The sequence below is a fragment of the Dictyobacter formicarum genome (assembly GCF_016587435.1).
Window position 1 is genome coordinate 149,546 of the sequence record NZ_BNJJ01000013.1, and the last position, 24,831, is coordinate 174,376.

The following is a 24,831-nucleotide window of genomic DNA, read 5'->3' on the forward strand; positions in this document are numbered from 1 at the left end:
CGCAGTGCACCGGATCAATAACCAAGTGCAATGATGAAGGTCTTTTGAATATCATTTGAGCCAGCATGATGTATCACTAAGGTTAGCTCCCAGTTGCCTGCCATGCCGAAATTAGCGCCGGTGGTACGATAGCGACCGGGCGAGCCTTTCACTGGCTGGAGAGTAAGCTCCTGCACTCCTATATCTATATCTAGCATATTGGCACGCACAATCACGGTATTGGTGGTATGCAGAGGCTGTCCATAGTGATCTTTCAATTCAATTTCAATGGTATTGCTACCAGATCTGGCGGGATCGAGCGTCAGAGTATATTGCAGGCCACTCGCTGTCCCCTGGTATACAACAGCTTTGGGAGCAGGAGAGCTCACCACAGGAGCAGGGCTTAAACTGGTCAGGATGCCTACGCTCACTAACAAGCATATGCCCAGCACAGCTTCTGTCCTGAGTACAACTTGCCAACGACGCTGGAGCTTATCTGTAGCTAACGATCCAGCGTCCATGCGCCCACTCTGGTTGGAGACAGATGTGCTTATACGCGGTACTATGCGCAGCTGCTGATAAACACCCAGGGCAAGCAAGAGGGCAAAGAGGCCCAGTTTGAGCAACAAGGCCTGACCATAACTACTGGTCCATAACTGTTCAAACAACTTTAGCTGGACGCCAGCCTCGAGCGTGCCAGTAATACTTAACACCACAATACTGATAATGGCAAACAGCGAAAAGCGCGGAATGATGGCCACCAGGACACGTGTGCGGTCGGCTGCACCAAGCTTGAACTGGCGCAGTGCCATAGGGAATATAAAGCCGAGCATTAACAATCCACCCACCAGGAAGCTTGCTGCTAGCATATGCACTACATCAGAGGGGATCATGAACAAGAGATCTTGCCGACCGGCCGCATGGGAATTTAAAGAGGTCGTACACATGATAGCAATGCTGATGAGCAAGAGGAGTCCCCATAACTCGTTCAGCGTATAGCGGCGTTCCAGGATGATGCGACGACCGATCAGCCATAGCAGGAAAGCGACCAATAAGAATAGCAGACGGAAAAGCCAGATTACCCCAAAACGGCTTTTGAAGGCAACGTTTTCCAGTGCTTGATTGGCAAAAATAGCCCAGAGCGCGGCTCCACTGCCGATACTGGCCTGGTAAAAGAGAAAGGCGATTGAACCAACACTCACCACTAGCCAGGACCAGAACAAAAAATCGGATGAACGCAGCAGCATCACCTGCCGCACTTGTCTCGACTCGGGTCCAACGTGCTCAATCAAAGCGTCGATAACTGGACGCCAGACCAATAGCCAGAACAGCAGGCCTCCCACCAATCCTGCCAGGCCCAGGTAGTTCAGCCAGCGTATGCCAACACTCCAGACATTGAAATCGCTATTAACATTGGAGCTCTGGTTGGGAGCAGGGTGAACAGGGGATGTCCCACCACCAACAACAAAGCTAAAGCTACCAGCAACCGCATGCCCATCGGCCTGCGAAACATTGTAGTAAACCACCCGATATGCTCCATCGGGTAAGCCTGCCAGCAGCGACACACGCAACGAAGCTCCATCCGAACTGACATTACTGTCGTGGCGATCGATACGCTTATTTTGTTGATTATAAACCTCAACATGGCTGAACTTTGGCTCGATCCGCTCAGTAAACCAGACCTGTACCGCCACCGGCGGCTCACCGCTGGCTAGATGCGCATTGGCGGCTGGATTGCTATGGCTATATTGAGCGAGCGAAACCATAGCATGCGCGTCACGCGGCACGCCAAAGAAGAACAAGCAACAGACAATACAGCAAATAAAGCCTGCTCTCTTTACCAGTATAGAGGAAAGTTGACTGTGTGTACCCATGAGACCTTCTTATTATTTTCTCGCCTGTGCCATTACTATATATAACACGCCAGGGTGGCAAGAAACTGGCAAACTGCCCTTACTCCAGATCTGCGATCGACACAACATCCATCACTATATAAAAGCTCTGGCATAGCGGTGTTTAATCCCTTTGTATAGTAAAAAGAGAGACCAGTCATACTCAGACGACACCGGTAAAAGGCTCGCAACCCCGTAAGCTCCCCCGGAAAGGAGTATTCCCCATAGAAGAAAGCTATAGATAATGGGTAAGATAGTGGTGGATCGCAACAATATTCTGCGCGCTAGCATGACTTTGCTCAAGGGTGTGAATACGCTGCCTGCTGTGAATAGCATGTATAGTGCCCAGGTGGCCCTGCTCTGGAATGAGGCGCTCCTGCAGGCCATCCGCACCAGCAAACCGACTGTCACTATAGTTGCGCGAGCCCTGGCCATTGTGCATACCTGCATGTACGACGCCTGGTCCGCCTATAATCTGCAAGCCAGCAGCACCTGCTGCTCCACGCGGCTCCGCCGTCCTGAGCACGAACATACCCAGGCCAACAAAGAAGAGGCGATCAGCTATGCCGCCTATTGGGCCCTACAAGATCTCTTTCCCGAACAAGAGCTGCAGTTTCGTACACTTATGTGTCGACTGGGATACTCAACCCTGAACCAGGCCAGCAATACCAGCACGCCCGCTGGCATCGGCAATCTGATGGCACGCATGGTGCTGGACTTTCGCCATCACGATGGCTCAAATCAGCTGGGCGATATGCAACCAGGAGCTTATGCCGACTATACGAGCTACCAGCCGGTAAATACGCCGGATCAGATCAGCGATCCCAATTCCTGGCAGCCGCTCCGTGTGCCAGGAACAGATCAGAGCATAACTGTGCAGAAATGTGTCACGCCACACTGGGGACGGGTCAGGCCATTCTCCCTTGCGCATGGCTCGCAGTTCCGTCCCGCTGTTCCTCCAGCCACCATCTATAACCAGCGCTACAGTATGCAAGCCAACCAGCTGCTAGATATCAGTGCCAATCTCACCGATAAACAAAAAACCATCGTTGAATACTGGCAGGATGGTCCTTCCAACGAGCAGTTGCCCGGCCACTGGTTTGTAATTGCGCGCTATGTGGTACGACGAGATTTGTATAATTTAGACAGTACCATCAAGCTCTTTTTTATATTGGGCAATGCCCTGCTGGACGCCAGTATTGTCTGCTGGGATACAAAACGAGCGTACAATTCTGAGCGCCCCATCACAGCCATCCATTATCTGTACGCCGGACGCTCGGTGCTGGCCTGGGGTGGCCCTCATCAAGGAAGCGGGCTCATTAATGGATCTGATTGGCGCCCCTATCAAATGGACAACAGTATCACGCCATCTACTCCCGAATATTGTTCAGAACATAGCGCCTTCAGCGTCGCCAGCGCCAGCATACTGAACTTCTTTACTCGCAGCGACTACTTCGGAGGAGCATATACCAGGCAGGCGGGAAGCTCAGCAATCGAGCCGGGCACCACCCCAAAAACGGATATCACCCTCAGATGGAAAACCTTTAGCGAGGCAGCCAGCGAAGCAGGAAGCTCGCGCCTCTATGCCGGTACGCATTTTGAGCAGGGGGATATCACAGGCCGCGTCCTTGGCCGTGAGATTGGCAAGCTCGTCTGGCAGCGCGCCCAGCGCTATATCAACGGCAGCATCTAAGTCATAACTTCCTTGCTCGTGCATCCCTACCCGAGTGTCCAGAAAGATGCACAAGCATGTAAGCATGTGACCTATACTATCACCGGAATACTACTCGGATGCGTCCTTCTTTGTAAAACCAAGCGTGTGATGCACAATGTACAGAGGGCGAGCGCGCACCTCATCATAGATGCGTCCCAGGTATTCGCCAATGATGCCCAGAAAAATGAGCTGTACACCACCGAGGAACAACACCAGGATCAGCGTTGAGGCCTGTCCGACGATGGCGCCAGTGATCAAACGTAGGAAAATGGCCACCACAATGCCTAGCAAGCTAATGCCCGCCAGGATAAAACCAAAAGTAGTAGCCAGTTGAAGAGGAAGATGGCTAAAGCTAGTAATCGCGTCCAGAGAAAAACTAATCATTTTCCTCAAGGGATATTTGGTGGAACCAGCATAACGTTCCTGGCGATGATAGAGGACGGCCTCCTGACGAAAACCGACCCAGGCGGACAGGCCACGCATAAAGCGATGGTGCTCACGCATCTGGATCAAAGACTCCACTACGGTGCGGTCCATCAGGCGAAAATCGCCGACGTTGCGAGGAATATGGACTGAAGTGATGCGATCAATCAAGCGGTAGAAAAGTGAGGCCGTAACCAGTTTAAACTTTGTCTCGCCAATGCGGGACTCTCGCTGGGCATAGACCACTTCGGCACCATCTTTCCAGCGCGCGATCAGATCTAGAATCACTTCTGGCGGATCCTGTAAATCTGAATCAATGACAACCACAGCTTTTCCTTGCGCATAATCAAGACCCGCCGAAATAGCAATCTGGTGGCCAAAGTTGCGTGAGAAATCAATGATACGCACACGCGAATCCTGGGCATGCAATTCCTGCATGACTCGATAGGATTTATCTCTACTGCCATCATTGATTAAAATCAGTTCAAACGGTTCATCCAGGGTCTCCATCACCTGGATGATGCGTTTATAAAAATGAGGAAGCGTCTCTTCCTCATTGAAGACTGGAGCCACAATAGAATAAACAAGCTGTGCGAGAGCCCCCGGCATCCTATCTTCCTGTGGTGCAATCATCACACATTCTCCTCTTCAGGCTGTCTGTCATTCATCACCTTCATTTCAGGCTTCTTCATTTCGGTCGGATATAGCAGCTGAACCGATGTCATTTTCGGACGAAAAACCAGAGTATTCATTGTAAAGAAGTTTACCAGAGATGCCACACCTATGCCTAGTGCTGAAGCAAGCAAAGCTGGAATAAATGAACGAGCCGCAATAAACACAATCTGATTGAGTAGGGCAGTAAACACAATCGAGCTATGAAATTTGAGCCAGCGCGAGAATAAGACATGCATCGCCTGTGCGTCCGAGGCTGGCTGGCGGTCGCGCCAGGTAAAAAAGAAGCTCATGAGAAAGTTTACCTGGGCTGAGAGTAGAAAGGAGACGACATTGGCCGTTGCCGACTCCCAGCCCTTCGCGATTAATGTATTCAATAGGCCTAACTGAATTATAGCAGCCAGGCCACCAGTACAGACAAAGCGCAAGGGACGAGCAGCGCGTGAGAAAAGAATCTTATTAAAGTACTGTATGCTCTGCTTCAGGCTTCCAGATAACTGCACCATTCACATACCACCATTTCATCTAGTTTCACTTAAACTGATTCTCTGGCCCCCTATCTTCTATAGAGTGCCAGACTTCCATTCCTACACAGGTTGTCTGGCGTGGGAGCGCTGACGACCCATATCTTCTTTTATTGTGCACTATAGGCACAAAAACTCATGAAGAGAGCTAACCAGGACATGGGAGCTACCCAAAGCATACTTATTCAACCTGTGTCTGTCTTCGGGGAAATCCCTGATGTTTGATGCGCCTGAGCAGGTGCCACTTTTAATGTGCAGGATTCAAGCCGGGGAAATCCCTGATGTTCGGCAACAGCAAATTACGCTACAATACAATGACTATAGGTTGAGTGAAGAGCAACAACGTTCGTAGGGAGAGCAGAAAGAAGGCAGCGCGTGAAAGAGAAACTCTTTCTACCACAGCAAACATTTGTCGGAACAACCATTAGACGCTGGTTCATCGCTGTGCTGTGCGTGGGGGTCCAGCTGGTCTTGCTGATCCTTTTGAATAAAAACCAGTCAACCCATCCAGAAGTCACTCTCGCGCCCGTCAATGGCAGACCCGGGATCTGCCAGGTGCTCAACGTGACCCCTTTTACTGATGCCTGGACAAACAATGTGCGCGTGGGCTCGGTGATCTATCCAAAAGAGCGGCCTTTCCCACCAGGACATATACAGAATTGCCAGCTGGAAAGCAATATTGTAGCGACCACTGAACCAGGCGGGCATCCATTTACGATTCATGCCTCACCACAGGCGATGAACCCGGTCGATGTTTTTATCGCTGGCATCCTGGCCTTGATCTTTGATACTGCGGGTATCGCAATCTTTTTCCGCTCAAAAGATCGACCAACTGCACGCGTGGCCTTTATTCTGTTCTACGTGGTTTCTCTGATGTGCTCCCTGTTTGGCACCTTTAACTTAAATGTGCATTGGGCTAGCGCGCTGTTTATTAACCTGCTCATTTTAACGACCGGGCTTTCGACGACCTTCGTCTGCCTCTTCCCGCATCCGCTGTTAAACCATACTACCCGACAAGGGTTACGCTGGCTTCCCTATGTGCCGCTGGGCGTAGGGATCGTGCTGATGCTGCTTAACCTTGTTCCGATATGGGCACATACATCGCTGCATATGTTGCTTCTGCTGTTAGCCTTTCTCTATAACATCGTCTGCGTACTGATTGTGATCGGGATACTGATCTGGGGTATGCGCCATATGGCTCGCACCGAGCAACAACTGGCTCGCATGGTCACGATCGGGATTATTTTCTTGCTGGTCATATCCAGTCTGACGATCGGCATCGTGCCCCCGATGCCTTTCTTCCACTCGAGCTTGCTCCACCTGGTGCCGGTACCACTGGTTATCCTACCCATCATCTGCGATTATGCGATCTTCCACCATCAGTTGCTGGGAGCCACCAGCCTGCTGAGCCGAAAAGTTATGCGCGTCTTCCTATGGGCCTTGCTCTCCTGCGCCTTTATTTTTCCAGCCATCATTGCTCTACGCACCTTTACCAGCGGCGATAGCACGGTCCAATTGGAGTGGCGCGACTACCTCTACGCGGGCCTGATGGCGTTCAGCCTCTGGCTCTTTCCCCTGGTCTGGAACAAGGTACGCGATGCGGGCGACCATGTGTTCTATCATGATTTCTATCAGTATAATGATGAGCTACGCCAGCTCAGTACAGCCCTGACTGGACTAAGAGGACTGGACCAGATCAGCGCATTTATCCTGCCCAGGCTTGAGCAACTACTCAATGCTAATGAGGTGGCGCTGTTTATCCGTGCTATTTCACAGGACGAGATGCGCTATGTGGCCGAGCAGAGCAGGGATACCAGTACGTGGCATATCTATCGCCATTCACAGGAGCGCGCAGCTTTTACCGATCACCGGTTGCGTGAGGCGGCCGACCTGGCCCTGGTTCATTTTCGAAAACGCTCGTTTGAACCACTGCTTTTAGATTCCATGCTGCTGTTTTCACTCTATGATGGTGAACTGGTCACTGGTTTTTTGTGCCTGGGACCAAAACAAAATTACGAGCCCTATAGCCGCCTGGATAAGAGCTTTCTGGCCTCGCTGGTGGCTCAGCTATCGGTGCTGGAGGTCAATAATCGCTATCTCACCCAGGCGCAGGCGGATGCCCAGAAGTTGATGGCCCTCAACCATCGTGTAATTCAGGCTCAGGAAGAGGAGCGCCGCCACCTGGCGCTGGATCTGCATGATGATGTGTTGCAGGAGGCGATGCTGCTGGTACGTCAGCTCTCCGATGCTCGCACGATGGATGATGTAACCAGGACACTGCCCGTGGCCCAGGCGGTCGTTACCGATCTTCGCCGCACGTGCCTGGCGCTGCGTCCCTCGCTACTGGAAGAGTTGGGCCTGGCTGAAGCGCTGCGCTGGCTCGGCCGCCAGACGGAAAAGATGGGGGGCAACAAGCTGCAAGTGATCGTTTATAGCCTGGGACCAGAGCCCGAACGAGCCAGCAATATGTCGAGCATGGTAGAGCTAGCCTTCTATCGCGTGGCTCAGGAGGCGCTGGCCAATGTGGTGAAGCATGCACATGCCAGCCGGGTAATGGTACGCCTGCGCTATAGTCAGCAGGGGAAAATCTCTCTGGTGATCGCCGACAATGGATCTGGCTTTCGCCTGGGTGATCCACGCCTGGAGAGCCTGGGCATCGTAGGTATGCATGAGCGCATGTCCGCCATCAGCGGTTCAATCGTAGTACGAACACAACCGGGCCGAGGAACAGCCGTGCGCGCCACCTATAAACCAGGGGACCTGCTGCCCGAGGAGCACCCTCGTTCCACAATACTTACAGTCCCACAGGTAGAAAACATGACCGCCCTGGCGTATAATGACAGGCCAACACAGGAGGAACTGGCACAATGAGAAGCGCCCACCCCGTGACTATTCTGTTGGCGGATGACCACGCCATGATGCGTGAAGGTACGCGTAAACTGCTCGAAGAAGATCCTGCGTTAAAAGTGATCGGAGAGGCGCAGGATGGTGCCGCAGTGCTGGCGTTCTGCCAGCATACGCGGCCAGATGTCGTGGTTTTAGATATCTCGATGAAGGGCATGAATGGCTTTGGGGCCGCCCAGGCACTACTCTCACAGCCAGGACCTACGCCGCCCGCTATCCTGGTTCTGACAGCCTATGATCAGATCGCCTATGTACAAACCATGCTGAAATTTGGCGTCAAAGGCTACTGGCTGAAAAGTGCCAGCGGTAACGCGATCCGCCAGGCCATCCATGATGTGTCGCAGGGGAAACGCAGCCTCTCACCCGAAATCCGCCAGTTGCTGGAGGAGGAACACGAGGCGCAGGCTGGACCCCGTGAGCCGCTGACCATGCGTGAGCAGGAGGTGCTGCGACTGGTGGTCCAGGGACTGCGCAATACCGAGATCAGCAGGCGTTTGAGCGTATCGGTCAAGACCATCGAAACACATCTCACCAGCCTCTATGGCAAGCTGGGAGTGCAATCCCGCGCCGAAGCCATTGCCCTGGCCCAGCGGCAGGGCCTGCTGCTAGACGAACGCTAACCTGAGTGCATACATCCACAGTCTAATATCAGCGATTGGATGGTGATATACTATAGCCAGCGCAGAGCGCCATTTGCCACGGCAAGCACCACATATCTCAATCAGTAAAGGACCGTATGTTGTATGGCTAAAAGAGTACGCACCCAGGCAATGCGAGTGCTGGATGCCCATAAAATCACTTATACTGTCCACCTGTTTCCAGATACCATCCACAATGCCGAAGAGGTAGCCGCGCAGATCGGCTTGCCGGCCGCCCAGGTTTTTAAGACGCTGGTGGTGCTACGCGAAAACGAACCCAATGCCCATCCATTGCTGGTGATGGTACCGGCCAATCAAGAGCTAAATTTGCGCCATTTCTCCCACGAGATCGACGCCAAAGCGGTACGCATGGCGGGCCACGACCAGGCAGAGAAATTGACCGGCCTCAAAGTCGGCGGCATTTCGGCCCTGGCTTTGCTCAACCGTCCCTTTGATGTCTATATCGACGAGAGCGCCTCCCAATTCGAGCAAATCGCGATCAGCGCCGGGCAGCGCGGCGTCAACCTGCAACTAAAGGTCAACGATATCATCCAGCTGACCTCAGCCACCCTCGTCTCATCGTAGATCGTCTTGTTTCTTTCTCTTCGTATCCTCGCCTCAATGACATGTATTGGAGCCCAACACCTACGGGTTATTGTAATGGATACACTAAGGTGTTATGGATGCACCCCTGATGCTTCTATACAGCGCTAGAGTATACATTTCCTCCCCTTGCTACATCCAAACGCCTGCTAAATCATCTCCTGCATATCAGAAAAGCGATTCGCAAGGACGCGAAAACCCGATGCCTGAAACGTCTCCACTCTTTTCTGCGTCAAATGCCAGTAAAAACTCGCAGCAATAATCAGGTCCTTAATCGGGTAAAGTTCTGATGTCTGAAGAGGCTAACCAGTGCCATACTATGGGTGAACAAAACAAAGAGACAAAAAGCAATGATGCACAGCGGACTCCTGGAGTGAGATCCACGAAACAATTATTATTCCGCTAAACAATAAGGAGCGCATCTGTGGATGCATTAACACTCTCACGATTACAATTCGGTAGCACGATTATCTATCATTTCCTATTTGTGCCACTGACGATGGGCTTAGCATTGATCGTCGCCATTATGGAAACGGTCTATGTGCGTACCGGAAATGAAACATACAAACGCATGGCCCAGTTCTGGGGCAAACTCTTTCTCATCAATTTTGCGCTTGGGGTAGTGACTGGTATTGTACAAGAATTCCAGTTTGGCATGAACTGGTCCACTTATTCCCGCTTCATTGGGGATGTCTTTGGAGCCCCACTAGCGATTGAGGCGCTACTGGCCTTCTTCCTGGAATCTACGTTTCTGGGCGTCTGGATCTTCGGTTGGGAGAGGCTCTCGAAAAAAGTACACCTGCTGGCCATCTGGCTGGTAGTCCTGGCCTCCAACCTTTCAGCCTTCTGGATTATTATTGCCAATGCCTTTATGCAGCAGCCGGTTGGCTATGCCATACACAATGGCCGCGCTGAGATGACCAACTTCTTTGCGCTACTGACCAATCCAACGCTGTGGGAACAGTTTCCTCACATTTTCTTTGGCGCGATCGCCACTGGTGCCTTCTTTGTAGTCGGCATCAGCGCATACCACTTTATCAAAAAGTCATCGGATCGCGATTTCTTCCAGCGTTCAATGCGCATTGGCCTGCTTGTAGCTTTGGTAGGCGGTATCGCCGTCTCAGTAACCGGTCACCTGAGTGGCCAGCATGTGGTCCAGCAGCAACCTATGAAGATGGCCGCCGCTGAAGCACTCTGGGATACTGAGAGTCCGGCCTCTTTCTCGCTGTTCACCATCGGTGATCCGAAGAATATGAAAGATGTGGTCGCGATCAAGGTGCCTTATGCCCTGAGCTTCCTGTCCTACAACAACTTTACCGGTGAAGTAAAAGGTATTAAAGAGCTGCAGGCTCAGTATGTCAAAGAATATGGCCCCGGTAACTATGTGCCGCCAGTAGTGGTCACATACTGGAGCTTCCGTCTGATGATTGGTATAGGGTCCGCAATGGCCTTGCTGGCAATGGCTGGCCTCTTCTTGATGTGGAAGAAACGGCTGGAGCAGATGAAGTGGTTCCTGTGGCTACTGGTAGCCGCCATAGCGCTTCCCTATCTCGGGAATACCGCTGGCTGGATACTGGCGGAAATCGGGCGCCAGCCCTGGCTGGTCAATGGTCTGTTGAAGACCGCTGATGGCGTCTCGCCGTCGGTCAGCCCTGGCGTTATCCTCTTCTCGCTGATCACATTTATCGTCGTCTATGGTGCACTGGCCGTTATTGATGGTCTGCTGATGTTCAAAGTAGCCCGTCAGGGTGTCGCCGCCGTAGAGAAGACGCACGTGGAAAATAAAGCAGAAGAACTGGTTGCAGCTTATTAAGAAGAGGAAAACTATGGACCTACAAATACTCTGGATTGTTCTTATTATCATCCTCTTCACAGGCTTCTTTGTACTGGAGGGATTTGACTATGGTGTCGGTATTCTCTTGCCTTTCCTGGGCAAGAGCGATACCGATCGGCGTATGATCATCAACTCGATCGGCCCCTTCTGGGACGGCAATGAGGTCTGGTTGATCGCCGCTGGCGGTGCCATCTTCGCCGCCTTTCCTAACTGGTATGCGACGATGTTCAGTGGCTTCTATCTGGAGATGTTTCTGATCCTGCTGGCCTTGATCATCCGAGGTTCCGCGATCGAGTTTCGCAGCATGCGAGAACATCCGCGCTGGCGTGCGCTGTGGGATGGCCTGTTCTTTGTTGGTAGCGCTCTACCCGGTTTTCTGTGGGGAGTGATTGTGGCTAATATGATCCATGGCGTACCCATTGACTCCCATATGAACTATGCTGGCACGCTGTTGACACCATTCAATCCTTTTGCCCTGCTATGTGGACTGGCCGTGGTGATGTTGTTTGCCTTGCATGGCGCGATCTTTCTCAGCCTACGCATCGAAGGGCCGCTGATGGCGCGCGCCGAACGGGCCGCCCGACGCATCTGGCTGCCTGCCGTGGTCGTATTCCTGCTCTTTGTCACTATGGGATTTTTCAACACGACGGTCATCCATCACATGTTATTGGATGCAAGGGTGATGCCGCTGGGTTATGCCATGCTGGCCGCCTTGATCTCCATCCCATTGCTACTGAGGCGCCATCATAGCGGTTGGGCATTCAGCATGACCACAATCACAATTGTGCTGGCCGCCTTGAGCCTTGGCATCAGTGCCTTCCCAAACATCATGGTATCCAGCCTTAATCCGGCCTGGACGCTGACAATTCGCAATGCATCTTCCAGCCCATACACGCTCACAGTGATGAGCTGGCTGGGCCTGACCATTGTGCCCATTGTGCTGCTCTATCAGGGCTGGAACTACTGGGTCTTTAAACAGCGCATCCAGCCGCATAAAATCGGCCACTACTAATCATCCGTCCACCCTGTATCCTTGATATAATGAATTAGCGTTGATTATATCAAGTAGGTGCGCTCCTTGCGGGCGCTTCAGCTTCAGAAGCGCCCGCAAGGAGCGCACTTACGATCAGCCCGCAAGGAGCGCACCTACGATCAGGAGCGGTTCTCATGAAGATAAATAAACGCCTGCTACAGTATGTCAAAACCATGCGCATCTATGTGCTCATCGTGGGTGTGCTCAGCTTTCTTACCGCCATTTTCATCATCTTACAATCGCACTATATCGCTTCGATCATCAATACGATCTTCTTACAGAAGCAGGGCCTGGCTCAGGTAATCAGCATCCTGTTCATACTGCTGGCGATCCTGCTGGGTCGAGCGGCGATCATCTGGGGCAACGACATCGCCACCAATACCGTCTCTGGCACAGTCAAAAGTGATCTGCGCTTGCGTCTCTTCCGGCATCTACTCAAGTTGGGACCCATGTATGTGCGCGGCGAGCGCAGCGGTGAGATCGCCAATACCACCACCGAAGCGGTTGAATCATTGGATGCTTATTTTAACCTGTTCTTTCCGCAGGTCTGCGCGACCATGATTATCCCGCTGGTGATTCTGATTACGGTCTTCTCAACCGATCTTCTTTCCGGCATCGTCTTGCTGGTAACATGGCCAATCCTACCGGTATTTATGATTCTGATCGGCTTGCAGGCAAACGCCATGACCGAGAGTCGCTGGCGCCAGATGAGTCTTTTGAGCGCGCATTTCTTAGATGTCTTGCAGGGAATGACGACGCTCAAACTATTTGGGCGCAACAAGATTCAGCAAGAGACCATTCGTCGCATTAGCGATCGCTATGGGGATACCACGATGTCGGTGCTGCGCGTGGCCTTTCTCTCCTCGTTAGTGATGGAACTGGGAGCCACCATCAGTAATGCTATCATCGCCGTTGAGATCGGGCTACGCCTGCTCTATGGCTCTATTCCTTTTGAACAAGCCTTTTTTGTACTGCTGCTGACCCCTGAGTTTTACCAACCTCTGCGCAACCTGGGCACGCAGTTCCATGCCAGTATGAACAGTGCAGCCGGAGCAGAGCGTATCTTTGATATTCTGGAGACATCGGCGACCACAGAGGCTACAACAACCGCTATGGAGGAGACGGCAAAGATCGAGCAGACGCTGCTGATTGATGGAGTGCACTACGCCTATCCAGGCACGGATGGACAACGCCACGAGGCCCTGCGCGGCATCTCTTTTGCCATGCAGCGTGGCCAGAAAGTTGCCATCGTCGGCAGGAGCGGCGCTGGTAAAAGCACGTTGGCGAATCTACTGCTGCGCTTCATCGAGCCCGATGAGGGAAGTATTCGGGCCGACCAGCGTGATATTCGCGACTTCAGTGCTGCCGCGTGGCGCAAACTGGTGGCCTGGCAGCCGCAGCGCCCCTATCTGTTCAATACGACGGTGGCCGAAAATATCAGGATGGGCCGACCGGAAGCCAGTATGGAGGAAGTAATCGAGGTGGCCCGCATGGCAAATCTCCATGACTTCATCCAATCGCTGCCGCAGGGTTATGCAACACCGATCGGCGAACGAGGCACCCGCCTGAGTGGAGGACAGCTACAACGTCTGAGCCTGGCGCGCGCCCTGCTCAAACAGAGTCCCATCCTGCTGCTAGATGAGGCTACATCGACACTGGATGCCGAAAGCGAGGCTCAGGTCTTGCGCACCATTGATCGTGTCGCCCCCGACCACTTTGTCTTGATCATCGCCCATCGGCTACACACCATCAGTAGCGCAGACCGCATCGTCGTCTTGCAAGATGGCCTGGTGATTGGCAGCGGGACCCATCAGGAGCTACTGGCACAATCGCCCGCTTACCAGGAACTCATCAAAGCTTATGAAGATGAGGAGGCAATCGTATGAACGCCACTTTGCGCCGTCTGATCCAGCTAGCCTGGCCGATTAGAAACTGGATGCTGCTGGCAGCCTTGCTCGGTTCCTGTACCATACTCAGTGGTATCGGGTTGCTGACAACTTCAGCCTATCTCATCTCGGTGGCGGCCCTACACCCTTCGGTGGCGGCGCTGAATGTGGCCATCGTCGGCGTACGCTTCTTTGGCATTGCCCGTGGCACTTTCCGCTATCTGGAGCGCCTGGTCTCACACCGCGCCACCTTTCGCCTGCTGGCCAGGCTACGCGTCTGGTTCTACAGCGCCCTGGAGCCATTGATACCAGCGCACCTGCTGGAGCAAATGGATGGTCAGCAACACGAGCTACGCAGCGGAGACCTGCTGCGGCGCGCAGTCTCAGACATCGACACATTACAAAACTTCTATATCAGAGTGCTAGCCCCCCGCTGGTTGCTCTGATTATCGGAGTGCTGATGTGGATCTTCTTTGGCTACTTTGGCACAGTCTTTGGCCTGATCTTTATCGTCTTCTACGTGATCTCTGGCGTCGGTGTGCCCTGGCTGGCCCACCTGCTGGGTCAACGCGTCGGTCGCGAGATGGTCGGCACGCAGGCCGAGCTAGAGTCGCACCTGGTCGATAGCGTACAGGGCATAGCCGACCTGGTCGCCTTTGGTCAGGAAGAGCGCCAGGCCCGCTATATCCAGACGCTGAACAAGAAATTGCAGAAGCTGCAGATGACCTCAGCCTATATCAGCGGCATGCAAGGCGGCCTGAGCAATCTATTGATGAACATGACGGCCTGGACAATGCTGCTGGTAGCCATCCCTCGTGTCTACCAGGGAACGTTAAATGGCATCTTCCTGGCCGTACTGGTACTGGGTGCGTTGGCCAGTTTCGAGGGTGTAATAACGCTGCCAGCGGCTTTCCAACAACTGGGTAGTAGCCTGGAAGCGGCACGGCGCCTGTTTGAAGTAGTGGATGCAAAACCGGCCGTCAGCAATCCGGTGGCTCCATCGCCAACGCCAATCAATCAAGTAATCAAGATCGAGCACCTGAGCTTTCGCTATGCTCCCGACGAGCCCGATGTTTTGCAGGACATTACCTTTACGGTGCCGCAGAGCAAATGCGTCATGGTGGTCGGACCAAGTGGCTCCGGCAAATCAACGCTGGCCCACCTCCTGCTACGCTTCTGGGACTACCAGGAAGGTAAGATTAGCGTTGGTGGCTTTCCGCTGCAAGATTATCAGCAGGATGACCTCTACAAGCAGGTGAGCGTAGTGGAACAGGATACCCACCTGTTCAATACGAGTATTCGCGAGAATATCTTGATTGCGCGTAAAGGGGCCAGCGAAGAAGAGCTGATTGAAGCAGCGCTACAGGCTCAGTTGCATGACTTTGTAATGAGCCTACCCGATGGTTATGATACCCAGGTCGGAGAACAGGGATTGCGCTTGAGCGGCGGTGAGCGCCAGCGGGTCGCCATCGCCCGGGCCTTCCTTAAAGATGCGCCCATTTTAGTGCTGGATGAGCCAACCGTAAATCTGGATGCAATTACCGAGCGCGCAGTACTGGATGCACTCAAAAGCTTGCGCCAGCAGCGCACAACGATCATGGTAACCCATCGGCTGGTCGAAATGGAGATGGCCGATGAAATCCTGGTGCTGCAGCATGGGAAAATTGTTGAGCGCGGCAGCCATGCCATGCTCATACAAAACGAAGGTCTCTACTGGAGAATGTGGCGGCAACAACGCTCAAAAACCAATGTATCAGCCTGATGCACTCCAGCAGAGTGCCAGAATCCTGCCATTATGGGGAGAATGTCGCTCCCTTGTGGACGGGCGCATACGCGCCCGAGCTGGTTTTTCATGTGAGCTGCAGAAAATGTACCATGGTACATTTTCTGCAGCTCACATGACTTTGAAGTATGAAAAATGCGCGCTGCGTATTTTTCATACCCCTACAAAACCTTAAAGGGTTAGCGAGCATTTGGGGCATCCAGAATCAGGCGCTGCGCGCGCGCCACCAACATATCCCTCTCATCCAACATCTCTTGTGTCACAGTCTGGCCCACTTCTAATTTTTTCACGTAATTGATGCCATCGTATGCGACCTGCACCAGCTGGTTATACAAATTTTCGGTGTACGCCTGCAGCTCTGCCTGCGTGATAATCGAAGCTGACAATTCCGATAGCGGCTTAAGTTTCTGGTGAATCTCCAAAAGGATCTCCCTGACGTTTGTTTCCTCCATCAAGTGCCTCCTGCAGCGATAACTATTCGTCCAACGGTAGATTGACATCTTATAAAATACAAACATCACAAAGATTAGCAATTTAAGACCAGTGCAAATATATTTGCATAATACTATATAAGCAGCTAAAATTCGATAATGCTTTCTTCTAAATAGCTATTTTGTAGCTATTTAGAAGAAAGCGTCCAACTTCCATCATCAGCGAAGGGGCGCGTGCGCGCCCAATCCCTGTTTTTGTATGGTGGTATGTGAAATTTACAGCATGTTGTGGCAAAATCACGCGCGACATGCTTTAGAAAGGAGGCGGCACGATATGCTTCACGAAGAACAAATGCGTCTCAGGCTCTTATCCGTGCTTTCTGGTAATCAAAGCTGACTGATTGCCTCCCTTTACGCCAGCGCAATCGCATACGTTGTTATCGCTTTTATGGGCGCATTGTTCGTTGAGGCACGGAACTGGTAGACGTCACAGAAAGCGACCGTCTTCCCGTCTTTGAACTTCAGTAATCCATCGGCAGCACCATTGTATCCGTGCGTGACGATCGTATTGATGATCAGTTCCGCAACCTCATCACTTCTCGACCGTTGAAGTTCTGTGAGAACGTCCTGTTTTCCGCTGATGCACCGGCCGCCAACTAGGTTCCAGCGGATATCGTCAGTCGTGTTGCGGGCAACAAAAGCACTGTCGTTGCTGACGGCCGCAACGATAAAATCTTTCAGAAATAATTTCTTAGGCGCATTACCGCAATCTTCATGAATAGTAATCGTCACCATAGTGATTTGTGTCCTTTGACTGGAAGAATTCTTGGCGTTTTTCCGCCAGGATTGTTGTCATAAAATGTGCCGGCATCGGCACTTGATACATATATTTGGTAAATGCCCTGAAATCTCGACCGATTTTGCCCTCAAACATGCACACTTGCCCCGAATCATGCACATTGAGACAACGTTTCCTGGGGAAGCCGCTCCCCACCTGGAGTATCAGGAATGGTGGAAATAAATTGCTCGCGTGCCTCTCGCTCCGGCGTCCTTGCCGTCTGGATAGGCCCAGTGCTACGTAAGCTGCTATCAAGCGCAAAGTATCGGGCAATACACGTAAATGCAATTTAAAACAAAGATGCTGAATGGTGAACTCTTTCTCCATACTCTGCTGTTTTTCCATTGTATTGCCTTTCCTGCTATCTCTCCTGAGACTCAGAGAGGGGGGGATCTTCAGCATTTCCTGAACAAATCATACATCTTAGAGTGCGCTCTCAGTCAAGGGGAATGATGAGGTATCTCAAAACTCACCGATTGTGGAATCCCAGTAATGAGCTCTTGACTGAGAGCGCACTCTAAGGTGTAGACTGCGATCCATGGACAAAGACGAGGCAGAGGAAAAGATCTGTCAGGTTCTATCATCTCCCCCTGATTGGGAGCGTCATGTTGTTCCGCAAAGAACCGTCGCGGCTTGTCTATCTTGCCGCGCTTACATGAAAGAAAGGAAGCCAGCTCATGGCACGCATTACAACACCATTCGGGTTCCATTCCACGACCGCCGAGGTCTCCGAAGGTATCGACTTGTCCGGTAAACGGGTGATCATTACCGGGGCGGCTTCGGGTATCGGCACCGAAACGGCGCGGGCACTGGCCCATCTCGGTGCCGAAGTCACGCTCGCGGTCCGCAATGTAGAAGCCGGAAAGCGGACCGCAGCCGAGATCACGGCAAAGACCGGCAACCGTAACGTCTTCGTCGCTCCGCTCGAATTGACCGACCGTGCATCCATCTCTGCGTTTGTCGCCGCATGGGATAAACCGTTGCACATCCTGATCAACAATGCTGGTATTATAGCGTTGCCGGATCTGCACCGCACCCCCGAAGGGTGGGAACTGCAATTTGCCACCAACCACCTCGGTCACTTCGCACTGGCGCTCGGCCTGCACGATGCTCTGGCAGCCGCTGGCAACGCGCGCATCGTCTCGGTGAGTTCCGCGGCGCACCGGAGATCCCCAATTGTGTTCGACGACATCCACTTCGTGCGCCGCGAGTACGAGGCGTGGTCGGCCTACGGGCAATCCAAGACGGCCAATGTGATCTTCGCTGTCGAAGCTACCAGGCGGTGGGCTGCGGACGGAATCACGGCGAACGCCCTTATGCCGGGCGGTATTCGCACTAACTTGCTACGCTACCAGACAGGTCCAGAATATCAGAAACTCGTCGAAAGCTATCCGTGGAAAACCCTGGAGCAGGGAGCCTCAACCTCGGTCCTGCTTGCCGCCTCGCCACTTTTGGAAGGCATTGGAGGTCGCTACTTTGAAGACAACAACGAAGCCGGCCCAAACGTGCCCCCAGCGGAAAACGGAGTCGCCGCGCATGCCCTCGATCCCGACGCCGCTGCTCGGCTCTGGGACGTGTCGCTCGACCTCTTGAACAATTAACTGAAAAGGAGCCCTCCTTGTCCATGGGCAAGGAGGGCTGACCAGCCAAAATGAAAAGGTAAAGAAAAATAAGACGTATTCTTAATGGGAATATTCACGTACATGTGACAATCATGCGGCGCTCGACTTAGCGATCAGTCCAGCCGATCACGGTCAGGGTTGCGTTATGTGGCGAAATGGCTACCGTCTTCAGATGGGCGCTGCTCAACGAGCCAATAGAGAGAGTATCGACCAGTGGACCACGAAGGGTAGAGGTTTTAAGGGCATACATCAGACCGTCACGCGAGACATTAGACCAGCTATCCTGGAAAGATTCGTTTAAGGTGATGCTTTTCATACTACTATCAACTGTGCATAAAAGTTTTGGCGTTTGTACGCCAGATACATCGATCAGCCATAGGCCGTTGGGTTTAGAGGGCGCTGGATGCTCAGCCAGAGAAATGGCCAGGATATGCTGCTGTACGCTACGAATTTGCGACACAGCCAGAAACTGATCCACAAAAAAAGGATTCTCATCTCCCAAACGACCAATACTACTGGCCCCGCTCAACAAAGGTCCACACTGCACACAATCCGTTGGCTTGCCCGCGCAGTGGCTGACATAAATGCTGGCATCGGTGCCAATTGTATAATCATCGCAGTCGGTGCCAGCAGCCAGCGCGATTTGACGCAGGTTATGTTCTGGAGCAGCCTGGCCGCTCGCGATGGTGGCCTGATAGAGGTTGCTGCCAGGATCGCGGAGATAGAGATGCAGGGCATCAGGCCAGCCAACCAATTGGTAGCGCTTTGGCGCCACGATTTTTAGCGCAATGTCCCCATTGGCAAGCCATAATTGATAAAACTGAGATCCGTTTTCAATCGAAAACAGTACATGTGCTCCATCCGCATAAGTATATGGAGACCAATATATATCTTCGATTGATGGTTCTGTAGCATTCGATAAAGGGGCACAATAGAGCGTCTGCAAAAACTTGCCATCGATACGTATTAATTGGAGCTGGCTCTTCTGCGCAGCAATCGCGACAAACAAGATCCATTGTCCATCGGGCGAGATCTGCGCCCGGCCAAGGCGTTCACCCGGAAACTGGCTGATCACGATATTGCGGGCCGTCTCGCTATCGTAGCGCATCAATGCGCTTGCGGCATCCTTGCTCACTGGCAAACCTGGCTGCTGCATATAGATCATGCTCTGATGTGCTGGTGAGGACGTACCCAGAGGAGTGAGAACCGCTGGACGGGCCCGTCCGGCGGCCGGACAACTTGTAGTGAGCATCGCGTCAGCGGAGGCGGTTGCGGTCGAGATTATGCCCTGCTCAACATGCGATCCACTATGACCAGCCATCAGCGCGGGCCAGATCCAGAGAACCCCCAGAGGTATCAGGGCCAGCAAGATTAAAAAGATAATAACGGAAAGAATGCGTGTCGAGGCCTGAGTTGTTCTCTGCTGACTGGCCGCGTAGCGTGCAATCGTAGCTGGCAGCACAGCGGTACTTAACTGCGAGTGCTTCAACCGGGGTGATGGTGCTGGCACTGGCGGCAGCGCTTCATGCGCGGGCGATCGATATTCTCCGACAACTTCAGGATCTGGCACCATGGCGGCGTCGGAAAACCAGACCCCCTCAAGATTGGATGAGGGCAGCGCAATCTTCTGGTTGGTTGATAGAGGAAAAGCATAGCTGGCATTTTCGCTCACTACGACGCGCATTAAGGCATAGAGGAAGTCAATCGGTCGTTGATAACGTTGTTCAGCCTCTTTAGCCAGGGCACGCAACACCACCGCTTCCAATGCCTCAGATAACTGGGGATTGAATCCACATAGCGATGGGGGTGGCTCATAGAGATGCATTGTCAGAACCCGGATAGCCGTATCGGCGATAAAGGGGACACGGCCCGTCAACAACTCATACAATACCACCCCTAAACTATAAATATCGCTCGCGGGCACCGCTTTACCTTGAATTTGCTCCGGGGACATATATTGAGGAGTCCCCATGATGCTATTTGTGTGGGTGGCAAAATTTGCCAGCGTACCTTCATCGGCCTCATCTGCCAGTACCTTCACCAGGCCAAAATCTGACAGCACCAGCGAGTGATCCGCTTTGAATAGCATATTATCTGGCTTGATATCGCGGTGAATTAATCCTCGATCGTGGGCATATTGTAAGGCGCGCAAGATAGGGGTAAGCAGGTCCAGGGCAACACGTGGGGAGAGCCGCTGCTGCCTCTGCAAATAGTTACGCAGCGAGCCAGAAGATAAGTATGGCATCACGAAATACGCCATGCCATTATAGCGCCCATACTCATAGACCGTTAAAATATTAGGGTGCTCTAGCTGAGCGACAATCTGTGCTTCACGTTCAAAGCGGTGCAAAAACGAGTCCTGCCCATCTTCGCGCGGCTTAAACACTTTGAGGGCCACTTCGCGGTTCAAATAGGTGTCGCGAGCCAGGAAAACCGTGGCCATCCCTCCCAGACCAATCAACCGCGTAATCTGATAATGTCCTAAACGCTGACCGACCATTTCACCCGGCCCCATGCAATCCACCCCCTCGATGATCGTGAATAACCCATCTCTCTACTTTATTCCGATCCACATACTTAAAAGCACGTAGCGTATTCCACTTCAAATAGTAACATGACTTTCAAGCACAAGCAACCTTTTTATTCTATAATAGCCATTAAGAGAAGCAATAAATCAGGATCATTTTGAGCCAATATTAGTACTTTTGGAAAAATACTATACGCTCCATCGCAGCGGATCCACTCTATCTAAGAGCAAGGTTACGAATAGATAACAACCATATCTGCTGTCCCTTATCATTTCTTGCTTCACAGAATAGTAATGGTAGCGTATGATAGAAGAAACATCAGCATCCAGAAAATTTTTGCTCACTCGTCCAGCTCAAAGGATGGTCAGTATGGATGGTATGGAAGATACAACAACAGAGGATATGCAGCCGTCTCCACAACCTTCGGGAACGCCTGAGGGAAGGCGCCAGCGTGGGGCTTTTTCCTGGAATAGCTGGCTTATTCCGTTGCTCATACTTTTACTCTGTATCGGCTTTGTGCTAACCAATCTATTTCAAGCCCAGAACGCTCGTATGCTCACCGTGCAAACACAAAATGCCCAGCTGCAACTGGCCAGGGAACAGCAACAAGAAACGATTCTACAAAACTATCTGAATAAGATATCTGATCTGCTGGTACATGATCAACTGCTTGCGAAACGCAAAGCCTCCGATCCGGCCAAAATAGCTGCCGACGCCCTGACGCGGCAGGCATTTAGTCGTCTAGACCCGGATCGTAAAGCAGCATTAATGCGCTTCATCTATCAAACAAAACTGGTCAGCAATGATAGCGTCGTGCTCAATCTACAAGATGTCGATATCAGTAATGCTCATCTGGGCCAGATAGATATTCGCGACACGTACCTGGTAGGCGCCAATATGAGCGGAGCAGACTTGCATGGAGCCATCCTCAGCGATACAATTCTTACGTTCACCAATCTCTCAGGCGCCAATCTAGCTAAGGCGGATTTACATGCCAGCGATATGCATAATACCAACCTGGCTGGTGCTAACCTGGCTGGCGCCAATCTACGCGACGTCACAGGGCTGACCTCCGACCAGTTAGCAAAGGTACGCTCTTTAAGCGGTGCTACCATGCCAGATGGAACTGTACACCGCTGAATACTATCTTCTTATGTACCGTATCTTTTTATACTCGAAAGGCCTGTAAACTTCATCTTTAATTCATTTTTCTCTGGTAATGTAATAAGTACTGTGGCAATAACTATGCTTCAAAACAAAGGAATCACATCGTAACTCTATGAAGGAGCGTTGCGTGCATATTTTAGTTGTCGAAGATCATCCTACACTGGGACCGGATCTCAAACGAGGCTTAGAAAATAATCATTACTATGTTGATCTTGTGGTTACAGGACCCGAAGCCCTGGCGCGAGCATTCAAGTTTCCCTATAACCTGATTATTTTAGATGTATTATTGCCTGGTCTTAATGGCTGGGAGGTCTGCCTGCAACTACGTGATCACCAGCAGACGGCTCCGATCCTCTTCCTTACGGCCCTGAACAAAGTCGATCAGCGCATCAAAGGACTGGATATGGGTGCGGATGACTATCTGACCAAGCCTTTTTCGTTTCAAGAACTTGAAGCGCGGGTGCGCGCCCTCTTGCGCCGCGATCAGCCACCTCAAGCACCGGTGCTACGCTTCATGGATATCTCCCTGGATACGCGCACCCATGAGGTCCAGCGTGGTGAGCGTCCTCTGACACTATCCAGTAAAGAATACGCGCTATTGGATTTTCTGATGCGCCATCCGCATCATGTGCTCAGTCGCGACATGATCGCAGAACATGTCTGGGACTATGATGCCGAACACCTTTCCAATGTCATAGATGTATATATTCGTTATCTGCGCACCAAACTGTGCGCTGGCGGCGAACCAGATGTCATCCATACCGTACGTGGCTCTGGCTATCAATTAAAGGAGCCAACACAATGAGACTCTTCCAAAAGCCTTTGTGGCCACTGGGTATCCGACTACAATTGACTCTCTGGTTTACATGCGTCTTTGCTATTCTGTTATTTATAGCCAGCGCCTTTCTCTACAAGCACTTACAAACATCGCTGGCTGGCAGTCTGGATGGCGCCCTGCAGAGCCGTGCCGAACAGATCGCCGGCGAGATCTACCTGGAAAATGGCACTATCCAGATGCATGAATCGGTTGGTCAATTACCAGGATTTGACCGGGATGCCAGTAGCCGTCCTCTCACAACGACCGATGTAAATGACGATATTCTGGTACGCATCCTGGATGCCCATGGAAAGCCATTTCGTAGCACACCAGCCTTTCGCTTGCTACGTGTGCCATCCAGCAGCGTGACCCAGACGCTGAAAGGGGAACCCTGGCAGGCCACCATAACGACGCTGGATGGCCACGAGAATGCGCGCATCTATAGTCGCACAGTCAACAAAGATGGCCAGCTGATCGCCATCATACAGGTGGGACAATTCACGAACGAATTGCAAGATATGCTGCACCATGTGGCCGAAGAGCTACTGATCATGGGCGTGGTGGTGCTCCTCTTCAGTGCCGTGGGCAGCTATTGGCTGGCCTCACGAGCATTCGCCCCCATTCACAATTTGATCCGCACAGCTCGTTCCATCAAAGAAGGAGACCTGCAACAGCGTGTACCGGTACCGGCGGCCCGCGATGAGGTTTATTTTCTGGCCGTCACGTTGAATGAAATGATTGAGAGCCTGGACGCCGTCTTCTCGCGCCAACGGCGTTTTGTGGCCGATGCCTCGCACGAACTACGGACTCCAGTCGCCGTTATTCGCAGCACAACCGATGTGGCTCTGCTCCATGCCACCACTCAGGAAGAATACATATCGGTTCTGCGCAATGTCAATATAGAAGCCGAGCGTCTCGGTCGCCTGATCAATGACCTGCTGGCCCTGGCCCGTGGGGATGAAGGTAAGATCAAGCTAGAGCACGAACCGGTACGCCTGGATCAGCTGGCGGATGTCGTGGCCGCCAACGCCGACACCATCGCCGAAGAGCATCATGTAACCATTCACCGCTCGCAGCTCCAGCCCGTTACGGTCCTGGGAGATGAAACCCGGTTGATCCAGATGATCATGAACCTCTTAGACAACGCCATCATCTATACCAATCCCGGGGGCTCGGTCACCTTGAGCGTGACCGCAACGCCAACCCATGCCATCGTGACCATTCAGGATACCGGCATCGGCATCGACAAAGAACATCTCGCGCATATCTTCGAGCGCTTCTATCGCGTCGATCAAGCGCGTATGCGCAATGCTGGTGGGAGCAGTGGATTGGGACTGGCCATCGTGGACTGGACGGTGCAGGCACACCAGGGAACTATTACGGTAGAAAGCCAACCAGGTCAGGGAAGTACATTCACCGTCAGCCTGCCACGCGCCATCGAAGCCACGCCCAAAGAAAGTGTGCTGATCGGAGGTCACGAGAAAGCCAGGAAATAAACTGAAAAATAGCCAGTGGCTATTAGCAGTAAAAAACAGCAAGCGTT

Annotated in this window: 20 protein-coding genes; 13 read left to right on the forward strand and 7 right to left on the reverse strand. The window is 52.3% G+C overall.

Features of this window, described 5'->3' with window-relative positions; genetic code table 11:
• Window positions 1-14: 14 nt before the first annotated feature.
• Window positions 15-1,853, reverse strand: a complete 1,839-nt coding sequence (locus tag JMI88_RS22555; RefSeq protein WP_201364232.1) for a copper resistance protein CopC — start codon at window positions 1,851-1,853, stop codon at window positions 15-17.
• 262 nt (window positions 1,854-2,115) lie between these two features.
• Between JMI88_RS22555 and JMI88_RS22560 the strand changes: the two genes are divergently transcribed.
• A complete protein-coding gene (locus tag JMI88_RS22560) occupies window positions 2,116-3,564 on the forward strand; it encodes a vanadium-dependent haloperoxidase (protein WP_201364233.1) in 1,449 nt (482 codons plus the stop codon).
• Between the two features lie 90 nt (window positions 3,565-3,654).
• Here JMI88_RS22560 and JMI88_RS22565 read toward each other — a convergent pair whose 3' ends face one another.
• The gene (locus JMI88_RS22565) at window positions 3,655-4,641 is read right to left on the reverse strand and encodes a glycosyltransferase family 2 protein (RefSeq protein ID WP_201364339.1); all 987 of its coding nucleotides are present in this window, start codon (window positions 4,639-4,641) and stop codon (window positions 3,655-3,657) included.
• The gene (locus JMI88_RS22570; RefSeq protein ID WP_201364234.1) at window positions 4,641-5,186 is read right to left on the reverse strand and encodes a GtrA family protein; all 546 of its coding nucleotides are present in this window, start codon (window positions 5,184-5,186) and stop codon (window positions 4,641-4,643) included. The genes JMI88_RS22565 and JMI88_RS22570 overlap by 1 nt, the downstream gene beginning before the upstream one ends.
• 393 nt (window positions 5,187-5,579) lie before the next feature.
• Between JMI88_RS22570 and JMI88_RS22575 the strand changes: the two genes are divergently transcribed.
• The 8 genes from JMI88_RS22575 (at window position 5,580) to cydC (ending at window position 15,864) form a co-directional block, all read left to right on the forward strand.
• The gene (locus JMI88_RS22575) at window positions 5,580-8,075 is read left to right on the forward strand and encodes a sensor histidine kinase (protein ID WP_201364235.1); all 2,496 of its coding nucleotides are present in this window, start codon (window positions 5,580-5,582) and stop codon (window positions 8,073-8,075) included.
• Complete coding sequence (locus tag JMI88_RS22580) at window positions 8,072-8,728, forward strand: response regulator (RefSeq protein WP_201364236.1); 657 nt, start codon at window positions 8,072-8,074, stop codon at window positions 8,726-8,728. Before JMI88_RS22575 ends, JMI88_RS22580 begins: the two co-directional genes overlap by 4 nt.
• A 123-nt stretch (window positions 8,729-8,851) precedes the next feature.
• A complete protein-coding gene (locus JMI88_RS22585) occupies window positions 8,852-9,331 on the forward strand; it encodes a YbaK/EbsC family protein (protein WP_201364237.1) in 480 nt (159 codons plus the stop codon).
• 442 nt (window positions 9,332-9,773) lie between these two features.
• Complete coding sequence (locus tag JMI88_RS22590) at window positions 9,774-11,162, forward strand: cytochrome ubiquinol oxidase subunit I (RefSeq protein ID WP_201364238.1); 1,389 nt, start codon at window positions 9,774-9,776, stop codon at window positions 11,160-11,162.
• 13 nt (window positions 11,163-11,175) lie between these two features.
• Entirely contained in the window at window positions 11,176-12,195 is a 1,020-nt protein-coding gene (cydB, locus tag JMI88_RS22595; RefSeq protein ID WP_201364239.1) for a cytochrome d ubiquinol oxidase subunit II, read from the forward strand.
• Between the two features lie 155 nt (window positions 12,196-12,350).
• Window positions 12,351-14,102 (forward strand): thiol reductant ABC exporter subunit CydD, encoded by a 1,752-nt coding sequence (gene cydD / locus JMI88_RS22600; protein WP_201364240.1) that lies wholly within the window; start codon window positions 12,351-12,353, stop codon window positions 14,100-14,102.
• Entirely contained in the window at window positions 14,099-14,548 is a 450-nt protein-coding gene (locus tag JMI88_RS39485) for an ABC transporter domain-containing protein (RefSeq protein ID WP_236023010.1), read from the forward strand. The genes cydD and JMI88_RS39485 overlap by 4 nt, the downstream gene beginning before the upstream one ends.
• Window positions 14,549-14,556: 8 nt before the next feature.
• Entirely contained in the window at window positions 14,557-15,864 is a 1,308-nt protein-coding gene (cydC, locus tag JMI88_RS22605) for a thiol reductant ABC exporter subunit CydC (RefSeq protein WP_236023011.1), read from the forward strand.
• 200 nt (window positions 15,865-16,064) lie between these two features.
• Here the strand turns inward: cydC and JMI88_RS22610 are convergent, their stop codons facing one another.
• The 3 genes from JMI88_RS22610 to JMI88_RS22620 form a co-directional block, all read right to left on the reverse strand.
• Window positions 16,065-16,337: a hypothetical protein gene (locus JMI88_RS22610; RefSeq protein WP_201364241.1), complete on the reverse strand. Its 273-nt coding sequence runs from the start codon at window positions 16,335-16,337 to the stop codon at window positions 16,065-16,067.
• A gap of 390 nt (window positions 16,338-16,727) precedes the next feature.
• Window positions 16,728-17,111: a hypothetical protein gene (locus JMI88_RS22615; RefSeq protein ID WP_201364242.1), complete on the reverse strand. Its 384-nt coding sequence runs from the start codon at window positions 17,109-17,111 to the stop codon at window positions 16,728-16,730.
• Window positions 17,089-17,499: a hypothetical protein gene (locus JMI88_RS22620; RefSeq protein WP_201364243.1), complete on the reverse strand. Its 411-nt coding sequence runs from the start codon at window positions 17,497-17,499 to the stop codon at window positions 17,089-17,091. The genes JMI88_RS22615 and JMI88_RS22620 overlap by 23 nt, the downstream gene beginning before the upstream one ends.
• Window positions 17,500-17,831: 332 nt before the next feature.
• On the opposite strand from JMI88_RS22620, the gene JMI88_RS22625 reads away from it, so the two are divergent.
• Window positions 17,832-18,755, forward strand: coding sequence for an SDR family NAD(P)-dependent oxidoreductase (locus JMI88_RS22625; protein ID WP_201364244.1), 924 nt, complete (start codon window positions 17,832-17,834; stop codon window positions 18,753-18,755).
• A 127-nt stretch (window positions 18,756-18,882) separates the two neighbouring features.
• Here JMI88_RS22625 and JMI88_RS22630 read toward each other — a convergent pair whose 3' ends face one another.
• Complete coding sequence (locus JMI88_RS22630; protein ID WP_201364245.1) at window positions 18,883-21,291, reverse strand: serine/threonine protein kinase; 2,409 nt, start codon at window positions 21,289-21,291, stop codon at window positions 18,883-18,885.
• A gap of 382 nt (window positions 21,292-21,673) precedes the next feature.
• Here JMI88_RS22630 and JMI88_RS22635 point away from each other — a divergent pair, with 382 nt between their 5' ends.
• From JMI88_RS22635 to JMI88_RS22645, 3 genes are all read left to right on the forward strand, one after another.
• Window positions 21,674-22,444 (forward strand): pentapeptide repeat-containing protein, encoded by a 771-nt coding sequence (locus JMI88_RS22635; protein WP_201364246.1) that lies wholly within the window; start codon window positions 21,674-21,676, stop codon window positions 22,442-22,444.
• A 154-nt stretch (window positions 22,445-22,598) separates the two neighbouring features.
• Entirely contained in the window at window positions 22,599-23,276 is a 678-nt protein-coding gene (locus JMI88_RS22640) for a response regulator transcription factor (RefSeq protein WP_201364247.1), read from the forward strand.
• The gene (locus JMI88_RS22645; protein WP_201364248.1) at window positions 23,273-24,784 is read left to right on the forward strand and encodes a sensor histidine kinase; all 1,512 of its coding nucleotides are present in this window, start codon (window positions 23,273-23,275) and stop codon (window positions 24,782-24,784) included. The genes JMI88_RS22640 and JMI88_RS22645 overlap by 4 nt, the downstream gene beginning before the upstream one ends.
• Window positions 24,785-24,831: the final 47 nt, after the last annotated feature.

Excerpts from the sequence above, each read along its gene's own strand:
- JMI88_RS22555 (WP_201364232.1), bottom strand. The coding sequence starts at position 1,853 with ATGGGTACACACAGTCAACTTTCCTCTATACTGGTAAAGAGAGCAGGC.
- JMI88_RS22560 (WP_201364233.1), top strand. The coding sequence starts at position 2,116 with ATGGGTAAGATAGTGGTGGATCGCAACAATATTCTGCGCGCTAGCATG.
- JMI88_RS22565 (WP_201364339.1), bottom strand. The coding sequence starts at position 4,641 with ATGATTGCACCACAGGAAGATAGGATGCCGGGGGCTCTCGCACAGCTT.
- JMI88_RS22570 (WP_201364234.1), bottom strand. The coding sequence starts at position 5,186 with ATGGTGCAGTTATCTGGAAGCCTGAAGCAGAGCATACAGTACTTTAAT.
- JMI88_RS22580 (WP_201364236.1), top strand. The coding sequence starts at position 8,072 with ATGAGAAGCGCCCACCCCGTGACTATTCTGTTGGCGGATGACCACGCC.
- JMI88_RS22585 (WP_201364237.1), top strand. The coding sequence starts at position 8,852 with ATGGCTAAAAGAGTACGCACCCAGGCAATGCGAGTGCTGGATGCCCAT.
- cydB (WP_201364239.1), top strand. The coding sequence starts at position 11,176 with ATGGACCTACAAATACTCTGGATTGTTCTTATTATCATCCTCTTCACA.
- cydD (WP_201364240.1), top strand. The coding sequence starts at position 12,351 with ATGAAGATAAATAAACGCCTGCTACAGTATGTCAAAACCATGCGCATC.
- JMI88_RS39485 (WP_236023010.1), top strand. The coding sequence starts at position 14,099 with ATGAACGCCACTTTGCGCCGTCTGATCCAGCTAGCCTGGCCGATTAGA.
- JMI88_RS22610 (WP_201364241.1), bottom strand. The coding sequence starts at position 16,337 with ATGGAGGAAACAAACGTCAGGGAGATCCTTTTGGAGATTCACCAGAAA.
- JMI88_RS22615 (WP_201364242.1), bottom strand. The coding sequence starts at position 17,111 with ATGGTGACGATTACTATTCATGAAGATTGCGGTAATGCGCCTAAGAAA.
- JMI88_RS22620 (WP_201364243.1), bottom strand. The coding sequence starts at position 17,499 with ATGGAAAAACAGCAGAGTATGGAGAAAGAGTTCACCATTCAGCATCTT.
- JMI88_RS22625 (WP_201364244.1), top strand. The coding sequence starts at position 17,832 with ATGGCACGCATTACAACACCATTCGGGTTCCATTCCACGACCGCCGAG.
- JMI88_RS22630 (WP_201364245.1), bottom strand. The coding sequence starts at position 21,291 with ATGGGGCCGGGTGAAATGGTCGGTCAGCGTTTAGGACATTATCAGATT.
- JMI88_RS22635 (WP_201364246.1), top strand. The coding sequence starts at position 21,674 with ATGGATGGTATGGAAGATACAACAACAGAGGATATGCAGCCGTCTCCA.
- JMI88_RS22645 (WP_201364248.1), top strand. The coding sequence starts at position 23,273 with ATGAGACTCTTCCAAAAGCCTTTGTGGCCACTGGGTATCCGACTACAA.